Source organism: Vicinamibacterales bacterium, assembly GCA_035699745.1.
Taxonomy (GTDB): Bacteria; Acidobacteriota; Vicinamibacteria; order Vicinamibacterales; family 2-12-FULL-66-21; genus JAICSD01.
The window spans coordinates 1-16,968 of sequence record DASSPH010000055.1 but is presented as its reverse complement, the minus strand read 5'-3'; the positions used below and the strand labels follow the sequence as shown (position 1 = coordinate 16,968).

13 protein-coding genes are annotated in these 16,968 nt (G+C 69.1%); 6 read left to right on the top strand and 7 right to left on the bottom strand.

Features of this window, described 5'->3' with window-relative positions; all coding sequences use genetic code 11:
* Positions 1-4: 4 nt before the first annotated feature.
* The 4 genes from VFK57_11860 to rpiB are packed head-to-tail and all read right to left on the bottom strand — an operon-like array spanning position 5 to position 4,649.
* Positions 5-937, bottom strand: a complete 933-nt coding sequence (locus VFK57_11860) for a Dam family site-specific DNA-(adenine-N6)-methyltransferase (protein HET7696398.1) — start codon at positions 935-937, stop codon at positions 5-7.
* Between the two features lie 34 nt (positions 938-971).
* Positions 972-2,957 (bottom strand): ATP-dependent DNA helicase, encoded by a 1,986-nt coding sequence (locus VFK57_11855; protein ID HET7696397.1) that lies wholly within the window; start codon positions 2,955-2,957, stop codon positions 972-974.
* A complete protein-coding gene (gene glyA / locus VFK57_11850; GenBank protein ID HET7696396.1) occupies positions 2,918-4,192 on the bottom strand; it encodes a serine hydroxymethyltransferase in 1,275 nt (424 codons plus the stop codon). The genes VFK57_11855 and glyA overlap by 40 nt, the downstream gene beginning before the upstream one ends.
* Before the next feature lie 13 nt (positions 4,193-4,205).
* The gene (gene rpiB / locus VFK57_11845; protein HET7696395.1) at positions 4,206-4,649 is read right to left on the bottom strand and encodes a ribose 5-phosphate isomerase B; all 444 of its coding nucleotides are present in this window, start codon (positions 4,647-4,649) and stop codon (positions 4,206-4,208) included.
* Positions 4,650-4,665: 16 nt separating this feature from the next.
* Between rpiB and VFK57_11840 the strand changes: the two genes are divergently transcribed.
* On the top strand, positions 4,666-5,826 hold the full coding sequence (locus tag VFK57_11840) for a class I SAM-dependent rRNA methyltransferase (protein ID HET7696394.1): 1,161 nt from the start codon (positions 4,666-4,668) through the stop codon (positions 5,824-5,826).
* A 192-nt stretch (positions 5,827-6,018) separates the two neighbouring features.
* On the opposite strand, the gene VFK57_11835 is transcribed toward VFK57_11840, so the two are convergent.
* Complete coding sequence (locus VFK57_11835) at positions 6,019-8,439, bottom strand: ABC transporter permease (GenBank protein HET7696393.1); 2,421 nt, start codon at positions 8,437-8,439, stop codon at positions 6,019-6,021.
* A 145-nt stretch (positions 8,440-8,584) separates the two neighbouring features.
* Here VFK57_11835 and thiC point away from each other — a divergent pair, with 145 nt between their 5' ends.
* Positions 8,585-10,195 carry a phosphomethylpyrimidine synthase ThiC gene (gene thiC, locus VFK57_11830; GenBank protein ID HET7696392.1) on the top strand — a complete coding sequence of 537 codons (1,611 nt, stop codon included), beginning with the start codon at positions 8,585-8,587 and terminating at the stop codon, positions 10,193-10,195.
* Positions 10,192-10,995, top strand: a complete 804-nt coding sequence (locus VFK57_11825; GenBank protein ID HET7696391.1) for a hypothetical protein — start codon at positions 10,192-10,194, stop codon at positions 10,993-10,995. Before thiC ends, VFK57_11825 begins: the two co-directional genes overlap by 4 nt.
* Positions 10,996-11,111: 116 nt before the next feature.
* Here the strand turns inward: VFK57_11825 and VFK57_11820 are convergent, their stop codons facing one another.
* Positions 11,112-11,618, bottom strand: a complete 507-nt coding sequence (locus VFK57_11820; protein ID HET7696390.1) for a hypothetical protein — start codon at positions 11,616-11,618, stop codon at positions 11,112-11,114.
* Between the two features lie 138 nt (positions 11,619-11,756).
* Between VFK57_11820 and VFK57_11815 the strand changes: the two genes are divergently transcribed.
* The 3 genes from VFK57_11815 to VFK57_11805 all read left to right on the top strand — a co-directional run bounded on the left by VFK57_11815 (position 11,757) and on the right by VFK57_11805 (position 16,254).
* A complete protein-coding gene (locus VFK57_11815; protein HET7696389.1) occupies positions 11,757-12,893 on the top strand; it encodes a M20 family metallopeptidase in 1,137 nt (378 codons plus the stop codon).
* 31 nt (positions 12,894-12,924) lie between these two features.
* The gene (locus tag VFK57_11810; protein HET7696388.1) at positions 12,925-13,761 is read left to right on the top strand and encodes a zinc metalloprotease HtpX; all 837 of its coding nucleotides are present in this window, start codon (positions 12,925-12,927) and stop codon (positions 13,759-13,761) included.
* A 201-nt stretch (positions 13,762-13,962) separates the two neighbouring features.
* A complete protein-coding gene (locus tag VFK57_11805; GenBank protein HET7696387.1) occupies positions 13,963-16,254 on the top strand; it encodes an ATP-dependent Clp protease ATP-binding subunit in 2,292 nt (763 codons plus the stop codon).
* On the opposite strand, the gene VFK57_11800 is transcribed toward VFK57_11805, so the two are convergent.
* A partial coding sequence (locus tag VFK57_11800; protein HET7696386.1) for a radical SAM protein occupies positions 16,251-16,968 on the bottom strand: 718 nt, incomplete at its 5' end. The two genes, VFK57_11805 and VFK57_11800, sit on opposite strands and share 4 nt — an antisense overlap.

The following is a 16,968-nucleotide window of genomic DNA, read 5'->3' as shown; positions in this document are numbered from 1 at the left end:
CATTTTACACCGAGCGGCGAGCGACGTTGGTGATGAGATACTCCGCGACGGCGCCGCGGCTGGCGGCGCGCGAGTTGATGGCGCGCCTCGCCGACACCGTCGTCGCCTTCAACCCTGCCGTTCTGGCGTGGCGGTCGCGCGCGTAGAGCGCCTTGATCTGCGGGGCGGCGGAATTGCTGAGCAGGACCGACGCGCCCCGGGAGGCCAGCGCGATCACCAGCCGTTGCAGCCGCTCCTGCTGGACCGGTCCGAATCCCCCCGCCGTGTAGGCGGTGAAGCGCGAGGTGACGCTCACCGGCGCGTACGGCGGGTCGAGATAGATGAAATCGTCCTGGCCCGCGTCCGCCAGCGCGTGCTCGAACGACGCCATGCCGATCGTCACCCCGGACCGGTTCAGAGCGGCGCTCCAGGCGAACAGGTTGGCGTCGTCGCAGATCAACGGCCGCAGGTACCGCCCCGCCGGCACGTTGAAGTCGCCGCGCGCGTTCACCCGGAACAGCCCGTTGAAGCCGGTCCGGTTGAGATAGATGAGCATCGCCGCCAGCGCCGGCGTGTACGACGCCGCGGGGTCGGCCGTCGCGTGCACGGCCCGCCGCGTCGGATTGAACGCGTTGTCGCGGACGTCGTAGAAATGCGTGTCGCCGCGGCGGCGGTGCCGCCCTTCCAGCGCGCGCAGCGCCGCGATCACCGCGGCCGGACGGTCGCGCACCATCAGATAGCAGCCGATGATGTCGGCGTTGATGTCCGACAGCGCCACCCGCCGTCCGTCCAGCAGCCCGGTGTTGTAGAGATCGAGGAAGACCGCGCCGCTGCCGAGAAACGGCTCGACGTAGCGCGCGAACACCCGCGGATAGAACGGACGAAGCTCGGGCAGCAGCTGGCGCTTCCCCCCGGCCCATTTCAGGAGCGGGCGGACCGCCGCGCGCGATTCAGACATCGTTTCTCGACTCCACTCGAACGACCCCCGGGCGCTAAGCCGAGGGGTCGAAGAACTTATCGATACTTTCGATGTCCTGCGTTACAGGCGCGGGCGGCAGCGAGGCGAGAAATCTGCGTCCGTAGGCCATGGTCTTCAGCCGCGGGTCGAGAATCGCCAGCACGCCGCGGTCCCGGCGATGCCGGATCAGACGGCCGAGCCCCTGCTGCAGGGCGAGGATGGCCAGCGGTATCTGATACTCGCCAAAGGCGTTGCCGCCGCCGTTGGTGATCGCCTCGATGCGCGCCGAGGTGATCGGATCGCCGGGCGAGGCGAAGGGCAGCTTGTCGATGATCACGCAGCTCAGGGACTCGCCGACGACGTCGACCCCCTGCCAGAAGCTCGAGGTCGCGAACAGGACCGCGTTGGGCGTCTGCTTGAACTCGCGCAGCAGCGCCGACCGCGGCGCGCTGCCCTGGACCAGCATGGGATAGGGCACGCGGGTCGACGCGAACTCGTGCACCTGCCGCAGGTTGTTGTAGCTGGTGAACAGGACGAAGGCGCGGCCGTCCGTACGCTTCAGGATCTCGACCACCTCGCGCCCCGCCGCCGCCACGAACTCGGACGAGCGCGGATCGGGCATCTTCTTCGGCAGGTACAGGATCGCCTGGCGCCGGTAGTCGAACTCCGAGGCGAGCCGCGTTTCGTGCGCGTTCCGGATGCCCAGCCGTCCGCGCACGTACTCGAACCGCCCGTCCACTGTCAGGGTGGCGGAGGTCAGCACCGTCGCCTGCATTCGATCGAGCAGCATCTCGCGGACGATGTCCGACACGTCGATCGGCGACGCGCGCAGGAACACGCCGCGGCCGCGGATGTCGAGGTAGTAGACGTGCCCCGGGTCGTCCGCGCGCGTGAGGAAGCGCACGTCCTCGCGCAGGTCCGCCGCCCGGCGTCCGAGTGCGATGACGTCTTCGCTGATGTCCTTGGTGAGCGTGATCGTCGCTTCAATCGCCTCGAGCGAACGGGTCAGGCTCGTCGCTTCCGGGACCAGACGCTCGAGCTGCGCCGCGGTCACGCGGATCCGGCTCTCGGTTCCCGCTTTGACGTCGAAGCGCACCATCTGCAGCGTGCCGAAGAACAGCCGCGCCGCGTCCCGCACGTTCTCGACGTCGTCGCGCAGCGCATCCGCGGCGTCGGGATCGGGGATCTGCCGGGTCGACAACGCCCGGTCGACGTCGCGCGCGTAGTCGTCGAAGCGGTAGTTGCTGATCATCCGCCCGAAGTATTGCGTCGCGACGTCCTCCAGCTGATGCGCCTCGTCGACGATCGCGTAGCGGCACGAGGGGATGACTTCGCCGAACGCGCTCTGCCGCACCGACGCATCCGCGCACAGCAGATGGTGGTTGACGATGACGACGTCGGACTCGGCGGCGCGCTGCCGCATCCTGGTGACGAAGCACTCGTTGAACTGGGGGCAGTCGGCGCCGATGCAGTTCTCGGCGGTCGCGGCGATGTCCGGCCAGAACGGCAGATCCTCCGGCAGGTCGTCCATCTCGGCGCGGTCGCCGGTCTCGGTCTCGCGCGACCACTCGTCGATGCACTCGATTGCGATGGCCTCCTCGCGCGAGCGGATCGCCGGGCTCTGCTTGAGCGCATCGAAGCGATGCAGGCAGAGATAGTTCCCGCGCCCCTTCATGTAGGCCGCGGTGAACGGGACGCCGAGCGTGTGCTTGAGCACCGGCAGATCCTTGAAGAAGATCTGCTCCTGCAGGTTCTTCGTGCCGGTGGAGACCAGCACGCGCTGGCGGCTCAGGATCGCCGGAACGAGATAGGCGAGCGTCTTGCCCGTGCCGGTCCCGGCCTCGGCGAGGAGAATCCCGCCGTCGGCGAAGACGTCGGCCACCGCGGCCGCCATCTCGAGCTGCGCCGGGCGGGCTTCGAAGCCGTCGAGCGCGGTGGAGAGCGGTCCGCCGGGGGCGAAGACGGCGTTGACGGCGGCGGCTAGCCCTGGACTTCGGGGTACAGCGGGAACTTCCGGCACAGGGCCTCGACTTCCTTCTCGATGCGCTGCAGTGCCGCGTCATCGTCGGGCGCCGCGAGCGCGGCGGCGATGAACTCGGCGATGCGGTCCATCTCCGGCTCGCGCATGCCGCGGCTGGTGACCGCGGGCGTGCCGACGCGGATGCCGCTGGCGACCATCGGGGGATTCTGGTCGAACGGGATCGCGTTCTTGTTGACGGTGATGCCGGCCTTGCCGAGCGCCGCTTCCGCGGCCTTGCCGGTGATCCCCTTCGAGAACACGTCCACCAGCATGAGGTGAGTGTCGGTGCCGCCGCTGACCAGACGGAAGCCGGCGGACGACAGACCCGACGCCAGGCGCTTGGCGTTGGCGACGATCTGCCGCTGGTATTCGGCGAAGGCGGGCTCGAGCGCTTCCTTGAAGCACACCGCCTTGGCGGCGATGACGTGCATCAGCGGTCCGCCCTGGATGCCGGGAAAGGCGGTGCGATCGAGATCCTTCTGGTACCGCGCGCGGCACAGTACCATGCCGCCGCGCGGGCCGCGCAGCGTCTTGTGGGTCGTCGTCGTGACGAAATCGGAATGCGGTACCGGGCTCGGGTGCACGCCGGCGGCGACCAGCCCGGCGATGTGCGCCATGTCGGTGACGACCGGCGCGCCGATCGCGTTGCCCACCGCGCCGATCCGCGCGAAGTCGATCACCCGCGGGTAGGCGCTCGCGCCCACCATGATCATCTTCGGCTTGTGCTCGTGCGCGAGCGTCTCCAGCTCGTCGTAGTCGATGCGCTCGTCATCCTTGCGGACGCCGTAGGGGACGATCTTGTACAGCTTGCCGGAGAAGTTGAGCGGGTGGCCGTGGGTCAGGTGCCCGCCATGGGCGAGGTTCATCCCGAGGACGGTGTCGCCCGGCTGGAGCAGCGTGAAGTAGACGGCCATGTTGGCCTGCGCTCCCGAATGCGGCTGCACGTTGGCGTGGTCGGCGCCGAACAACTGTTTCGCGCGCGCGATCGCGAGCGACTCGGCGACGTCGACGAACTCGCATCCGCCGTAGTAGCGCTTTCCCGGGTATCCCTCGGCGTACTTGTTGGTCAGCACCGACCCGGCCGCCTGGAGCACGGCCTGGGAGACGAAGTTCTCGGACGCGATCAGCTCGAGCCCGGAGTTCTGCCGGTGCTGCTCGCGGCGGATGGCGTCGGCGATCTCGGGATCGGTGTCGGCCAGCGTCCGCCAGCGGGAAGGAGTCTCGGTGGTGGCCATGCAATCCTTTTAACTAGAGGGTGCCTTCGAGCGCGGCGATGAGATCGACGCGGCGCTGGTGCCGGCCGCCGTCGAACGGCGTCTCGAGCCAGAGCGCGACGATCTCGTCGGCAAGCCCGAACGCGACGATGCGCCCGCCGATCGCGAGCACGTTGGCGTCGTTGTGGGCGCGCGACATCCGCGCGGTATAGAGATCGTTGCACAGCGCGGCGCGGGCGCCGCGGATCTTGTTGGCGGCCATCTGCTCCCCCTGGCCGCTGCCGCCGACGACGATGCCGCGATCGGCCTGGCCGCTGGTGACGAGCCGCGCGACGTCGGCGCAGATCGGCGGGTAGTCGACCGCCGCCTCCGAATGCGTGCCGCGATCGTGGACGACGTGGCCGAGGCGGGCGAGCGTGGCGACCAGGTGCTGCTTCAGCGGATACCCCGCGTGGTCGGCGCCGATCGCGATGCGCATAAGATGGGATTATACGATGCCGCGCGTCACCATCGGCCGCCGTGGAGAGGAGCGCGCCCGCCACGGGCATCCCTGGATCTATCGCAGCGACGTCGAGGAGGTGGACGCCGCCGGCGGCGATCTCGTGCAGGTGGTCGGGGCGCGCGGCCGCGCCGTCGGCCACGCGCTGTACAGCGAGCGGTCGGAGATCACGCTGCGGATGATCGCGCACGGGGCCGCCGCGCCGCCGCCGTCCTTCGTCCGCGATCGCCTCGCCGCGGCGATCGCGTTCCGCGGCGCGCTGGCGCTCGACGCGACCGCGTACCGTCTGGTGCACGGCGAAGCGGACCGGCTGCCGTCGCTGATCGTCGATCGCTACGGCGATTACCTGGTGGTGCAGGCGCTGTCGCAGGGGATCGATCGGCGCGTGCCGGAGATCGTCGCGGCGCTGGTTGAACTCGTCCGGCCGGCCGGCATCCTGGCGCGCAACGATCCGCGCGTGCGTCTGCTGGAGGGTCTCGAGCAGCGGGTCGAGATCCTGCACGGCAGCGTGCCGGAGCGGATCGACGTCCGCGAGGGCGCGGTGACCTACCAGGTCGATCCCTGGCGCGGGCAGAAGACGGGGCTGTTCCTCGACCAGCGCGAGAACCGCGAGGCGGCGCTGCGTTACGCGCGCGGACGGCTGCTGGACGCGTTCAGCTACAACGGCGGGTTCGCGCTGTCGCTGGCGCCGCGGTGCGAGTCGGTGCTGGCGGTCGACATTTCGGAAGACGCCGTCGCCAGGATCCGCGAGAACGCGGCGCGCAACGGGCTGACCAACGTCGAGGCGCGGGCGATGAACGTGTTCGACGAGCTGCGCGAGCTGGAGCGGATCGGGGCGCGCTTCGACACCATCGTCCTCGACCCGCCGGCGTTCGCCAAGAACAAGAGTGCGATCCGCAAGGCGCTGACCGGCTACAAGGAGATCAACCTGCGCGCGCTGAAGCTGCTGAAGCCGGGCGGGTTCCTCGTGACCTGCAGCTGCTCGTACAACGTGAGCGAAGCCATGTTCGTCGAGGTGGTGGCGTCGGCGGCGGCGGACGCGGGAGTCGAGGTGTCGCTGGTGGAGAAGCGGGCCCAGGGGCGCGATCATCCGATCCTGATCAACGTGCCGGAGACCTACTATTTGAAGTGCCTGATCCTGCGGAAGCTGGCGTGAAAAGGGGACAGTCCCCGTTTTCAGCCCTCCCCGCGGCTTTTCGCGCCGAAGCATTCGGAAAACCCCCAGGACGGTTGGCCCCGGACGCGATCGGTCAATGGAGGAACGATCCCCGGCCAGTTCGCTAAAAACGGCCGAAAAAATGGCCTGAATCGGGGGGCGTGGGCGGCAAAAAGGGGACTGTCCCCTTTTTCAGTCCTGCGTCAGCGCCCGCGCGGGGTCGATGCGGACGGCGCGCAGCGCGGGGACGAGCGCGGCGATACCGGCGGTCAGCGCCAGCACCACCATCACGACCAGGTACGTGCGCGGATCCAACGGCGTGACCTCGTACAACCCGAGCGGGACCGACTGCGCCGCCAGCGCCGCCGCGATCATGCCGACCGCGATGCCAGCCCCCGCAATCCCCAGCCCCTGCCGGACGACCAGCATCAAGACGCGATCCGGCGTCGCGCCCAGCGCCATGCGAACGCCAATCTCCCGCGTGCGGCGCGTGACGATGTAGGCGATCGCGCCGTACAACCCGACCACGGCCAGCGCCAGCGCCAGCAGCCCGCACACGGAGACCAGCGACGCCGTCAGTCGTTCCGTCGCCAGCGCCCCTTCCACGTACGCGCGCAGGGTCCGCGGCGCAAAGACGACGACCTCGCCGCTCAGCCGCCTCAGCTCGCGCCGGACCGTCTCGGCGAGCTGCTCCGGCGGCACTCGCGTTCGCGCCACGAGCGTCAACCGCTGAACCGGGGCCTGTTCGACCGGATAGTAGACGAGCGGCGGGACGGGTTCGGCCACCGTCAGGTGCTTCGTGTCCCCCACGACGCCGACGATCTCCAGGACGGTGCGGCTGCTGTCGGTCATGCGCTTGCCGACCGCGTTCCCGCCGAAGAAGCGTCTGGCCAGCGTCTCGTTGACGACGATGACCTTGGGTCCGGCGGCGTCCGCGGCGGTGAAGCTGCGTCCGCTCCGCACCGGAATGCGCAGTGTCTCGAAATACCCGGCGGACGCGTAATTCACGTTGAGCTCGCGATCCTCGCCCGGCGCGTGGGTATAGCCCTCCGCCGTGAAGCCGCGCCGCGACGTCTGCGCCAGCGCGAGCGTCCGCACCCAGCCGGTCGCCTCTACCCCGGGCAGGGCCGCCGCGCGCTCGCGCGCCGCCTCGAGGTACGCGTCCGCCGCCGGCTTCTTCCACGTCGCCGGCAGCTCCACCGACGCGAGCAGCGCCTCCCGCGCGCCGAACCCGAGGTCCGCGTTGATGGTGTGCGCGACGCTCTGCACCAGCAGGCTCGCGCCGACCAGCAGCACGCACGCGATTCCGACCTGCACGCTGACCAGCGCGTTGCGCATCGGGCCGGCGCGATCGGTGATGTCCCCGTGCCCCCGCAGCGCCGCCGAGAGCGGCGTCTCGAGCGAGCGCGTCGCCGGCAGCGCGCCGACGATCAGCGACGCCACGCTGGCCAGCAGAATCGCGTAGAGCAGCACGTGCCAGCTGAGCGTCGTCTCGAGCAGTCCGGCCTGTTCCGCCGGAAAGAACGAGGGAAGGATCTCGGTCGTCCACGCGGCCACGAGCAGCCCGACCCCGGCGGCGGCGAACGCCAGCACGGCGGTCTCGGTCAGCAGCTGGCGGACGATGCGTCCCGACCCCGCGCCGAGCGCCCGCCGGATGGCGAGTTCGCGCGTGCGCGTGGTCGAGCGCGACAGAAGCAGACTGGCGACGTTCGCGCAGGCGAGCAGCAGGACCAGCCCGACTCCACCCATCAGCACCGCGGCGAGCGACAGCGCCTGGCCGCGGAAGGCAGGGCCGATGCGCGTCGCCGGCGTCACGGTCATGGGACGCGGCTCGCGCGGCCGGTCGAGGGTGCCGAGATTGGTTCCCGGATACTCGCGCGCCAGCTGCGCCGACACCGCCGCGAGCTGCTGCTGCGCTTCGACGAGGGTGGCGCCGCTCCGCAGCCGCGCGACGACGGCGAGCGCGCGATCGCCGCGCGCATCCGGCGTGTTGTCCGGCGGCGCCAGCGGAACCCACATGTCGATGGCGCGTGCGAGACCGAGCCCGCGGAACGCGGCCGGAGCGACACCCACGACGGTGAACGTGGCGTCGTTCAGCCGAATCGTCGAGCCGAGTGCGGCCGGGCTGCCGGCGAGCGCCCGCTTCCAGAACGTGTGGCTCACCACGACCGGGCGAGCGCCGGCGGTCGCATCCTCCTCGTCGAGCGCACGACCGAGCGCCGGCGTGAGGCCCAGGACGGCGAAATAGCCGCCGCTCACCTGCGACACGCGCGCCCGCTCGACCGCGTCGCCGATCCGGACCGGCGCCACGTTCGAGTTGTCTTCCGCGGCCACGCCGTCGAACGCCGGCACGGCGGCGGCGATCGTCAGGTAGTCGGGGTACGACGTGTTCCCGTAGGGACCGCTGCTGAAGTCGCTGGTGAAGACCGTGACCAGCCGTCCCGGCGCGCGGACGCCCGGCGCGGGGCGGAAGAGCAGCGCGTCGACGAAACTGAACACCGCGGTGTTGGTGCCGGTGCCGAGCGCCAGCGTCAGCACCGCCATCGTCGACCATCCCGGCGTCCGCAGAATCGCCCGTACCGCGTACCGGATGTCCGCAACCAGCGTCGGCATCGCCAGGCCTGCAGGCGAGAGTTGTGCCAGGTTCTGCGCAGGAGTAACGTGTAATGACGCCGGTTTCGCGGCGCGGTCGCGCGCGCCTGGCCGGCGGTGTTCGGATCCGGAAAACATTCGCCCCGAAACGGTCATAATCACACCCATGAGCACCCGCCCCAGTCACTCGCCGCTGCCGGCGTCCGCATTCGAATCGGCGTTTCCGCGCTCCACGAAGGTCTACGTGGACGGCCCCGGCGGCGTCCGCGTGCCGATGCGCGAGATCGCGCTGACCAACGGCGAGACGCTGCGGGTCTACGACGCGAGCGGACCGCACGGTCACGACGTCCGCGCCGGGCTCCCGAAGCTGCGTGACGCGTGGGTCGCGCCGCGGCGGGGCTCGCAGGCGGTGACGCAGCTCCACTACGCGCGCAAGGGGGAGATCACCCCCGAGATGGAGTTCATCGCCGTCCGCGAAGGCTTCGACGCCGAGTTCGTGCGATCCGAGGTCGCGCGCGGCCGGGCGATCATCCCCGCCAACATCAACCACCTCGAGCTGGAGCCGATGATCATCGGCCGCCACTTCGCGGTGAAGATCAACGCCAACATCGGCAACTCGGCGGTCGCCTCCTCCATCGAGGAGGAAGTGGAGAAGCTCCGGTGGGCGACGCTCTGGGGCGCCGACACGGTGATGGATCTCTCGACCGGGAACGACATCCATCAGACCCGCGAGTGGATCCTGCGCAACGCGCCGGTGCCGATCGGCACCGTGCCGATCTACCAGGCGCTCGAGAAGGTCGGCGGCCGGCCGGAGGAGCTGACCTGGGAGATCTACCGCGACACGCTGATCGAACAGGCGGAGCAGGGGGTGGACTACTTCACCGTCCATGCCGGCGTGCTGCTGCGCTACATCCCGATGACCGCGCGCCGCGTCACCGGCATCGTGTCGCGCGGCGGGTCGATCATGGCGAAGTGGTGCCTGGCGCATCATCAGGAGAACTTCACCTACACCCACTTCCGCGAGATCTGCGACATCATGCGCGCCTACGACGTGTCGTTCTCGCTCGGCGACGGGCTGCGCCCGGGGTCGATCGCCGACGCCAACGACGAAGCGCAGTTCGCCGAGCTGAAGACGCAGGGGGAGCTGACGAAGATCGCCTGGGAGCACGACGTCCAGGTGATGAACGAGGGCCCCGGCCACGTCCCGATGCACCTCATTCGCGAGAACATGGACAAGCAGCTCGAGTGGTGCCAGGAAGCGCCGTTCTACACCCTCGGGCCGCTGACCACCGACATCGCCCCCGGCTACGACCACATCACCTCGGCGATCGGCGCCGCGATGATTGGCTGGTACGGCACGGCCATGCTCTGTTACGTCACGCCCAAGGAGCACCTCGGCCTGCCCAACCGCGACGACGTCAAGGCCGGCGTCATCGCCTACAAGATCGCGGCGCACGCCGCCGATCTCGCCAAAGGACATCCGCGGGCGCAGGCCTGGGACGACGCGCTGTCGAAGGCGCGGTTCGAATTCCGCTGGCAGGACCAGTTCAATCTCGCCCTCGACCCGGTGACGGCGCGCGCCTTCCATGACGAGACGCTGCCGGCGGAAGGAGCCAAGGTCGCGCACTTCTGCTCGATGTGCGGGCCGAAGTTCTGCAGCATGGAGCTGACGCAGCAGATCCGGGCCGGCGCCGCCGACGACGCGGCGCGCCGCGGCATGGAAGAGAAATCGATCGAGTTTCGCAAGCGCGGCGAAGTCTACGTGCCCAAGGAATGATCAAGGCGTGCGCCGCGGTCCTCGTGGCCGTGCTGCTGACCGCGGAGCGCGGCGACGCGCAGTCGCTCGCAGACGCGCAGCGGTTGTTCTACAACGCCCAGTACAAGGAAGCCGCGGCCCTCGCGCTGAAGCTGCGTGAGCACGGCCCCCACGATCTCGCCAACGACGAAGTCCGCACCACCGCCCTGCTCTTCGTGCTGCGCGGACTCCTCAAGGGGCAGGATGCGTACAACGAAGGCAACAAGTCCGCCGCGCTGAAGGCGTGCGCGCCGTGCGCCGACGTGATCGCCGCCTTCACCGCCGATCAGCAGCACGGGCAGGCGCTCGCCCGCGAGATGCTGAAGCAGGCGCCGAACGACGAGACCGCGCTCTTCTATCTGGGCAAGCTCGATCTCAACTTCGTGTGGCTGCACCTCGGCCTCCTCGGCAAGAAGACCGGCCTCGACGAGTACAAGGAGGCACGCCGCTCGCTCGACGCGCTGCTCAAGCTGAACCCGACGCACGTGCGCGGCAAGGTGGCCCGCGCCTGGATCGAATACATCGTCGCCACGCGGATGCCGTGGGGGACGCGGTGGATCCTGGGCGGCGGCAACAAGAAGAAGGGTCTGGCGATGATCCGCGAAGCCACCGCCACGCCGACCGACCCGTTCAGCCACGCGGAAGCGGAGTTCGCGCTCTGGGACATGCTGCTGCGCGAGAAGGATCTGACCGCGGCCACCGAGGTCGCGCGGCGGATCGGCGCAGCCTTCCCCTTGAATTCGGAAGTGTCGGCGTTTCTCGCCGGCCGTCCGGCGAAGTGATCAAGACTGCGCCGGGGTCGTGAAGAGATCGGCGGGATTTGATCGGCCTGACGTCGCCGGCGCTCTCGCGCGCGGCGATGCCGCCGACGCGCGTGGGCGTGCCGCCGCGCCGCTTCTTACTGGACGGTCGGGTTCGGGACGATCTGGATGACCGTCTTGAAGCGTGCCGGCTGCTGGCCGCGTTTCGGGTTCAGATAGCCGGCCGATCCGCCCCAGGTGTAGTCCTTGACGGTGACGCTGGGCGGGAAGGCCATCGTCTCTTCGCGGAACCGGCCGATGTCGAACTGGTGCACGCCCGGCGCTTCGTAAACGAGCTCGCCTCGCTGTTTCAGCACGGTGCGGTAGTAGTTGACGATCTCGACGAAGCCCGCGTTGGTGCCGAACAGGTAATAGCGCTGGTTGCGGCCGGCATCGTAGGAGACCAGGAACTCCGCCCCCGGATAAATCGGCACGCCCAGCGTGGCTTCAGTGGGCGTCGTCTTGGGATCGACGGCTTGAGCCGGCGCCTGCACGGCGGGGCTGCCGGCGGGCGGCAGGGTCGGAGCCGGCTGCGGCGGCCCGACTTTCGGAAACGGTTGCGGCGTCTGCGCGAGAAATGCGCACGCGGCCAGGAGCAGCAACATGAAGGACATTATAGATGTAACCAGATCGCCTGATCGCATCCCGTCGACGATGTAGACGGCGCCGGTGTCCCGAGTCGACAGGTTCGCCGTGCGCGCCGCACGCGGTTCCGGAGCAGAGGTACGATGCCCGGAGCAGCCATGAAAGCTCTGCTCCAGCTCTGCCAGGACGCGTTGCCGTTCACGCTCGACACCATCGACACGCTGGTCCGTCTGGAGTCTCCGAGCACCGACAAGGCGGCCGTCGATCGCTGCGGGCAGGCGCTCGCCGGGATGCTGCGCACGCTTGGAGGGGACGTCGAACTTCTGGCGCGGGCGGACCGCGGTGACCACGTCCGCGCGCGTGTGGCGGGGAGCGGCGCGCCCGTGCTCCTCCTCGGCCATTTCGACACCGTCTGGCCGATCGGCACCATCGAACAGATGCCGCTGCGCCGCGACGGCGATCGGCTGCACGGCCCCGGGGTGTTCGACATGAAAGCGGGAATCGCGCTGGGGATCACCGCGATCCGCGCGCTGCGCGAAAGCGGCGGTCCGGCTCCGGCGGTGACGATGCTGTGGACGACGGATGAGGAGATCGGCAGCGACAGCTCGCGCGCCGAGATCGAAGCCGAAGCGATGCGATCCCGGGCCGTCCTGGTGCTCGAACCCTCGCTGCCCGGCGGCGCGCTGAAGACCGCGCGCAAGGGGTGCGGCGAGTTCCGGCTGACTGTCCACGGCATCGCCGCGCACGCCGGCCTCGATCCGGGAAAGGGGGCGAGCGCGATCCACGAGCTGGCGACGCAGATCGCCGAAATCGAGCGGCTGCAGGATCTGCCCCGCGGCGTCAGCGTGAACGTCGGCCTCGTGGCCGGCGGGACGCGTCCCAACGTCGTCGCCGAGCGGGCCGAGGCGACGATCGACGTCCGCGCTCCGACGCGCGCCGCGGCGGAGGCGGCCGAGGTTGCGCTGCGGCGGCTGCAACCGCGGCGCCCGGGCACGCGTCTTACGATCGAAGGCGGTTTCGAACGGCCTCCGATGGAGCGCGGTCCCGCCGTACTCGAGCTTTTCTCGCGCGCGTCCCGCGTGGCCTCCTCACTGGGGCGCGAGCTGGGCGAGGGAAGCGCCGGCGGCGGATCCGACGGCAACTTCACGGCGGCGCTGGGCGTGCCGACGCTGGACGGCCTTGGGGCGGTTGGCGACGGCGCCCATGCGGCGCACGAACACGTGGAGATTTCCGCTCTCCCGTGGCGCGCCGCGCTCCTCGCGGGCCTGCTCGCCGACTTCGCCCGGCCCTCGTGAATACACGGTAATATCGAATATGCCCAACGGCTTGAAAACGGCGATCCTGCTCGGTCTGTTGAGCGGAATCGTCCTCGCGATCGGACAATACTTCGGCGGCGCGAACGGCCTGGTGATCGGACTGGTTTTCGCCGTCGTGATGAACTTCGGCTCGTATTGGTTCTCGGACAAGATCGTGCTGCGGATGTACCGCGCCCAGGAAGTCGGGCCGGGCCATCCCCTCCATACGACGGTCGAGCGGCTGTCGCGTCAGGCCCAGCTGCCGATGCCGAAGGTGTACATCATTCCGGATCCGTCGCCGAACGCGTTCGCGACGGGGCGGAATCCCTCGCATGCCGCAGTGGCGGCCACCGAGGGGATCCTGCAGGTGCTCAGCCAGCACGAGCTCGAAGGGGTGATTGCGCACGAACTGGCGCACGTCAAGAACCGCGACATCCTCATCAGCTCGGTGGCGGCGACGCTCGCCGCGGTGATCATGTTCGCGGCGCAGAGCGCGCAGTTCATGGCGATGTTCGGCGGCTATGGCGGCCGCGGCGAGGGGCGCGACCGCGGCAACAACCCGATCGCGCTGCTGGCGATGATCATCCTGGCGCCGCTGGCGGCGACGCTGATCCAGCTCGCCATCTCGCGGTCGCGCGAGTTCTCGGCAGACGCGACCGGCGCGCAGATCGCCGGCACGCCCTACGGTCTGGCCGACGCGCTGCGGAAGATCGAAGCCGTCGCCCGGCGCGTGCCGCTCCAGGCCAATCCCGCGACGGCGCACATGTTCATCGTGAAGCCGTTCTCCGGCGCGGGGCTGGCCGGTTTGTTCAGCAGCCACCCGCCGACGGAGGCCCGCATCGCCGCGCTCCTCGGCGGCATCCGCTGACGCCAGATCGGAAGCGCCCGTCCACTGTGGGGGAGCGGAAGGCGGGACACCGTCTTCCGCTCGTGTGGCCCGCAGTGCCATCCCGAATTCCCTTCCTGTTTCGTTGCAGTCATTTAAAGAAGCTCAGCATGCGCCGGAAATGCGGCGCGCGAATTGCTGCTCCCTCGGCAAGCGCATGGGGCGCACTCGTGGAGGGGCTTCGTGGAAGATTTCGACATTCCGCAGAACAAGCTGGCCGACTCGGCCGAGCGCGTCGTCGACCGAGCGCTCGACGAAGCCCGCCGCCGTGAGCATGCGCTGCTGACCAACGAGCACGTCTGCCTCGCCTTCGCCCAGGCGGAGTGGGACATGTTCGGCCAGGTCATGCGTGATCTCGAACTGAATCCGCACGAGATCCTTCAGGCGCTCGAAGAGCACCTCCGCCTGCTGCCCAGCGTGCCCGGCCGCGAGCTGCGCGTCGCGCCGTCGACCAAGCTGCTGTTCAAGCTCGCGCTGCTGCACGCCAGCCGCTGCGGCCGGCACACCATCGAGGCGACCGATCTGTTCTCGGCCATCTTCGAGGAGACCCAGGGGATCCCGGTGTCGATCATCCGCCGCCACGGCATCGAACCGGAGGCGCTGGTCAGCCGCCTGGCGACGCGGATGCGCGATCACGAGCTGCGCGAGGAGCGCCTCAAGAAGCGCTTCGAGCTGCCGCCGTTCCTGAAGCACTTCGCCACCAACCTGAACCAGCTCGCGCGGCAGGACAAGATTCCGCCGGTGTTCGGCCGCGACGCCGAAATGGATCGGGTCCTCGAGATTCTCTGCCACCGCGAGCGCGCCAACTCGGTGCTGCTGCTCGGCGAGCCCGGCGTCGGCAAGACGGCGATCGCCGAGGCGCTCGCCCGCCGCATCGAGTTCGCGCCCGACACCGTGCCGGTCCGCATCCGCGACTGCCAGATCGTCAACCTGCAGATGAACACCATGGTCGCCGGGACGATGCTGCGCGGCATGTTCGAGGACCGGATCCAGAACGTGATCCGCGAGATCAAGGAGCGGCCGAACCTGATCCTGTTCATCGACGAAGTCCACACGATGATCGGCGCCGGCTCGGCGCTCGGCGCGCCGTCCGACGCCGCCAACGTCTTCAAGTCGGTGCTGGCGCGGGGCGAGGTCCGGATCATCGGCGCCACGACCTCGAGCGAGTACAAGCAGTTCATCCAGGAGGACGAGGCGCTGGCGCGCCGCTTCCGCGCCGTCTACGTGTCCGAGCCGACCATCGAGCAGACGCGCACGATTCTCTACAACCTGCGGCCGCGCCTCGAACGCAACTACTCGGTGCGGATCAAGGACGAGGCGATCGAGACGGCGCTGGAGATGTCCCCCCGCTACATGCGGCACCTGCAGCTTCCCGACAAGGTGATCGGCTGGCTCGATACCGCGGCGGTGAAAGCGGAGATCGATCGCCGCTGGGAAGTGGAGGGGCAGGACGTCGTCCAGGTGATCTCGCAGGTGGCGCAGATCCCCGAAGACATGGTGTTCCGCGACGTCACCAGCCGCTTCAGGGACCTCGAAGCGCGGCTCGGCGAGCGGGTCGTCGGCCAGCGCAACGCCATCGACGCCGTCGCCCGCCGCCTGGTGCTGAACAAGGGGCCGTTGAAGGACGGCTTCGACCGGCCCGACGGCGTGCTGCTGTTCCTCGGCCCGACCGGCGTCGGCAAGACCGAGCTGGCCAAGTCGGTGGCGCAGTTCCTGTTCGGCGACGCCAAGAAGATGATCCGCGTCGACATGTCCGAGTACCAGGACGGCGCCGTCGCGGTCGACAAGTTGATCGGCATGCCGCGCGGCATCGTCGGATCGGAGCGCGGCGGCGTGCTGACCAACCAGCTCAAGGACTCGCCCTACAGCGTCGTGCTGCTCGACGAAGTCGAGAAGGCGAGCCCGAGCATGCTGAACCTGTTCCTCCAGGCGTTCGACGAAGGGTGGATCACGGACGGGCGCGGCAAGCGGGTGTATCTCAGCGACGCGATCGTGATCATGACCTCGAACATCGGCTGCGAGCACTTCCGCAAGCTGACCAACCCGTTCGGCTTCTACTCGAAGCAGGTCGGCGTCGAGCAGGTTCAGGGAGAGATCAACCGCGAGCTGGAGCGGCGCTTCTCGCCGGAGTTCCGCAACCGCATCGACGAAGTCGTGATGTTCTCGCCGCTGTCGAAGGACGAAGTGCGGCAGATCACGCTGATGCAGATCGATCAGATCGAGGAGACCCTGGGGCGGACCGGCCGTTCGCTGACGGTGACGCCGGAGGCCCTCGAGAAGCTGGTGACCGACGGCTACAGCCTGGCCTACGGCGCGCGGTTCCTCAAGCGCGTCATCGAGGCCAAGGTGAAGCTGCCGATCAGCCAGCGCTGGGCCGAGGGGACCGCGTTCATCGCGTCCGTCGAGGACGGCGAGGTCACGGTCCAGGTCTCGGAAGCGCGCGGCGGATTTCCGGCGCTGGCGGCGACGGCCTAGAAATCGAGCCCGGCTTGTCTTGCCGCGGGGGGCGGCGCGGGGAGGTCCTCGGTTCGGGCCCTCCGCGTCCGCCGGTTCACATCGTACTTTTCCTGAAACATCTCGATCAGTGCGCGCACCGTTCCGGCGTACTCGGGCGACGCGTACGCCCCTGAGTACAGCTTCTCGTACCTGTGCACCATGTCGGGGAACGAGTGGCGGAGGAATCCCATGAAGTGATCCTTCGTCCCCCCTTTCAGGTACAGCACGTTCGCGCCGACGAATGCCGCGTCGTGATCCGCGCAGGCCTTGATCGTCGCGGCGAGCTTGTCGCTCCGGGTGGTGAATCCGGGCACGACGGGCGCCATCAGCACGCCGGCGTTGATACCGGCCTCGCGGAGCTTGCGGACCGCTCGAAGCCGCTGCAGCGGATGCGCGGTGCCGGGCTCGAGCGCGCGCCACGCATCCTCGTCCACCGTCGGCACGCTGAGGCACACGGTGCACTTCGCGACGCGCGACAGCTCCGCGAGCAGGTCCGCGTCCCGCACGATCATCGGTCCCTTGGTCACGATACCGACCGGCGTTCGCGCCGCGATGAGCGCTTCGATGGTGCGGCGCGTCAGCTTGTAGTGCCCTTCGATTGGCTGGTACGGATCCGTGGCGGTGCCGAGCGCCACGAGCTCTCGTGTCCACGTCGGCTTGTCCAGCTCCCGCCGAAGGACCTCGGGAAAATTC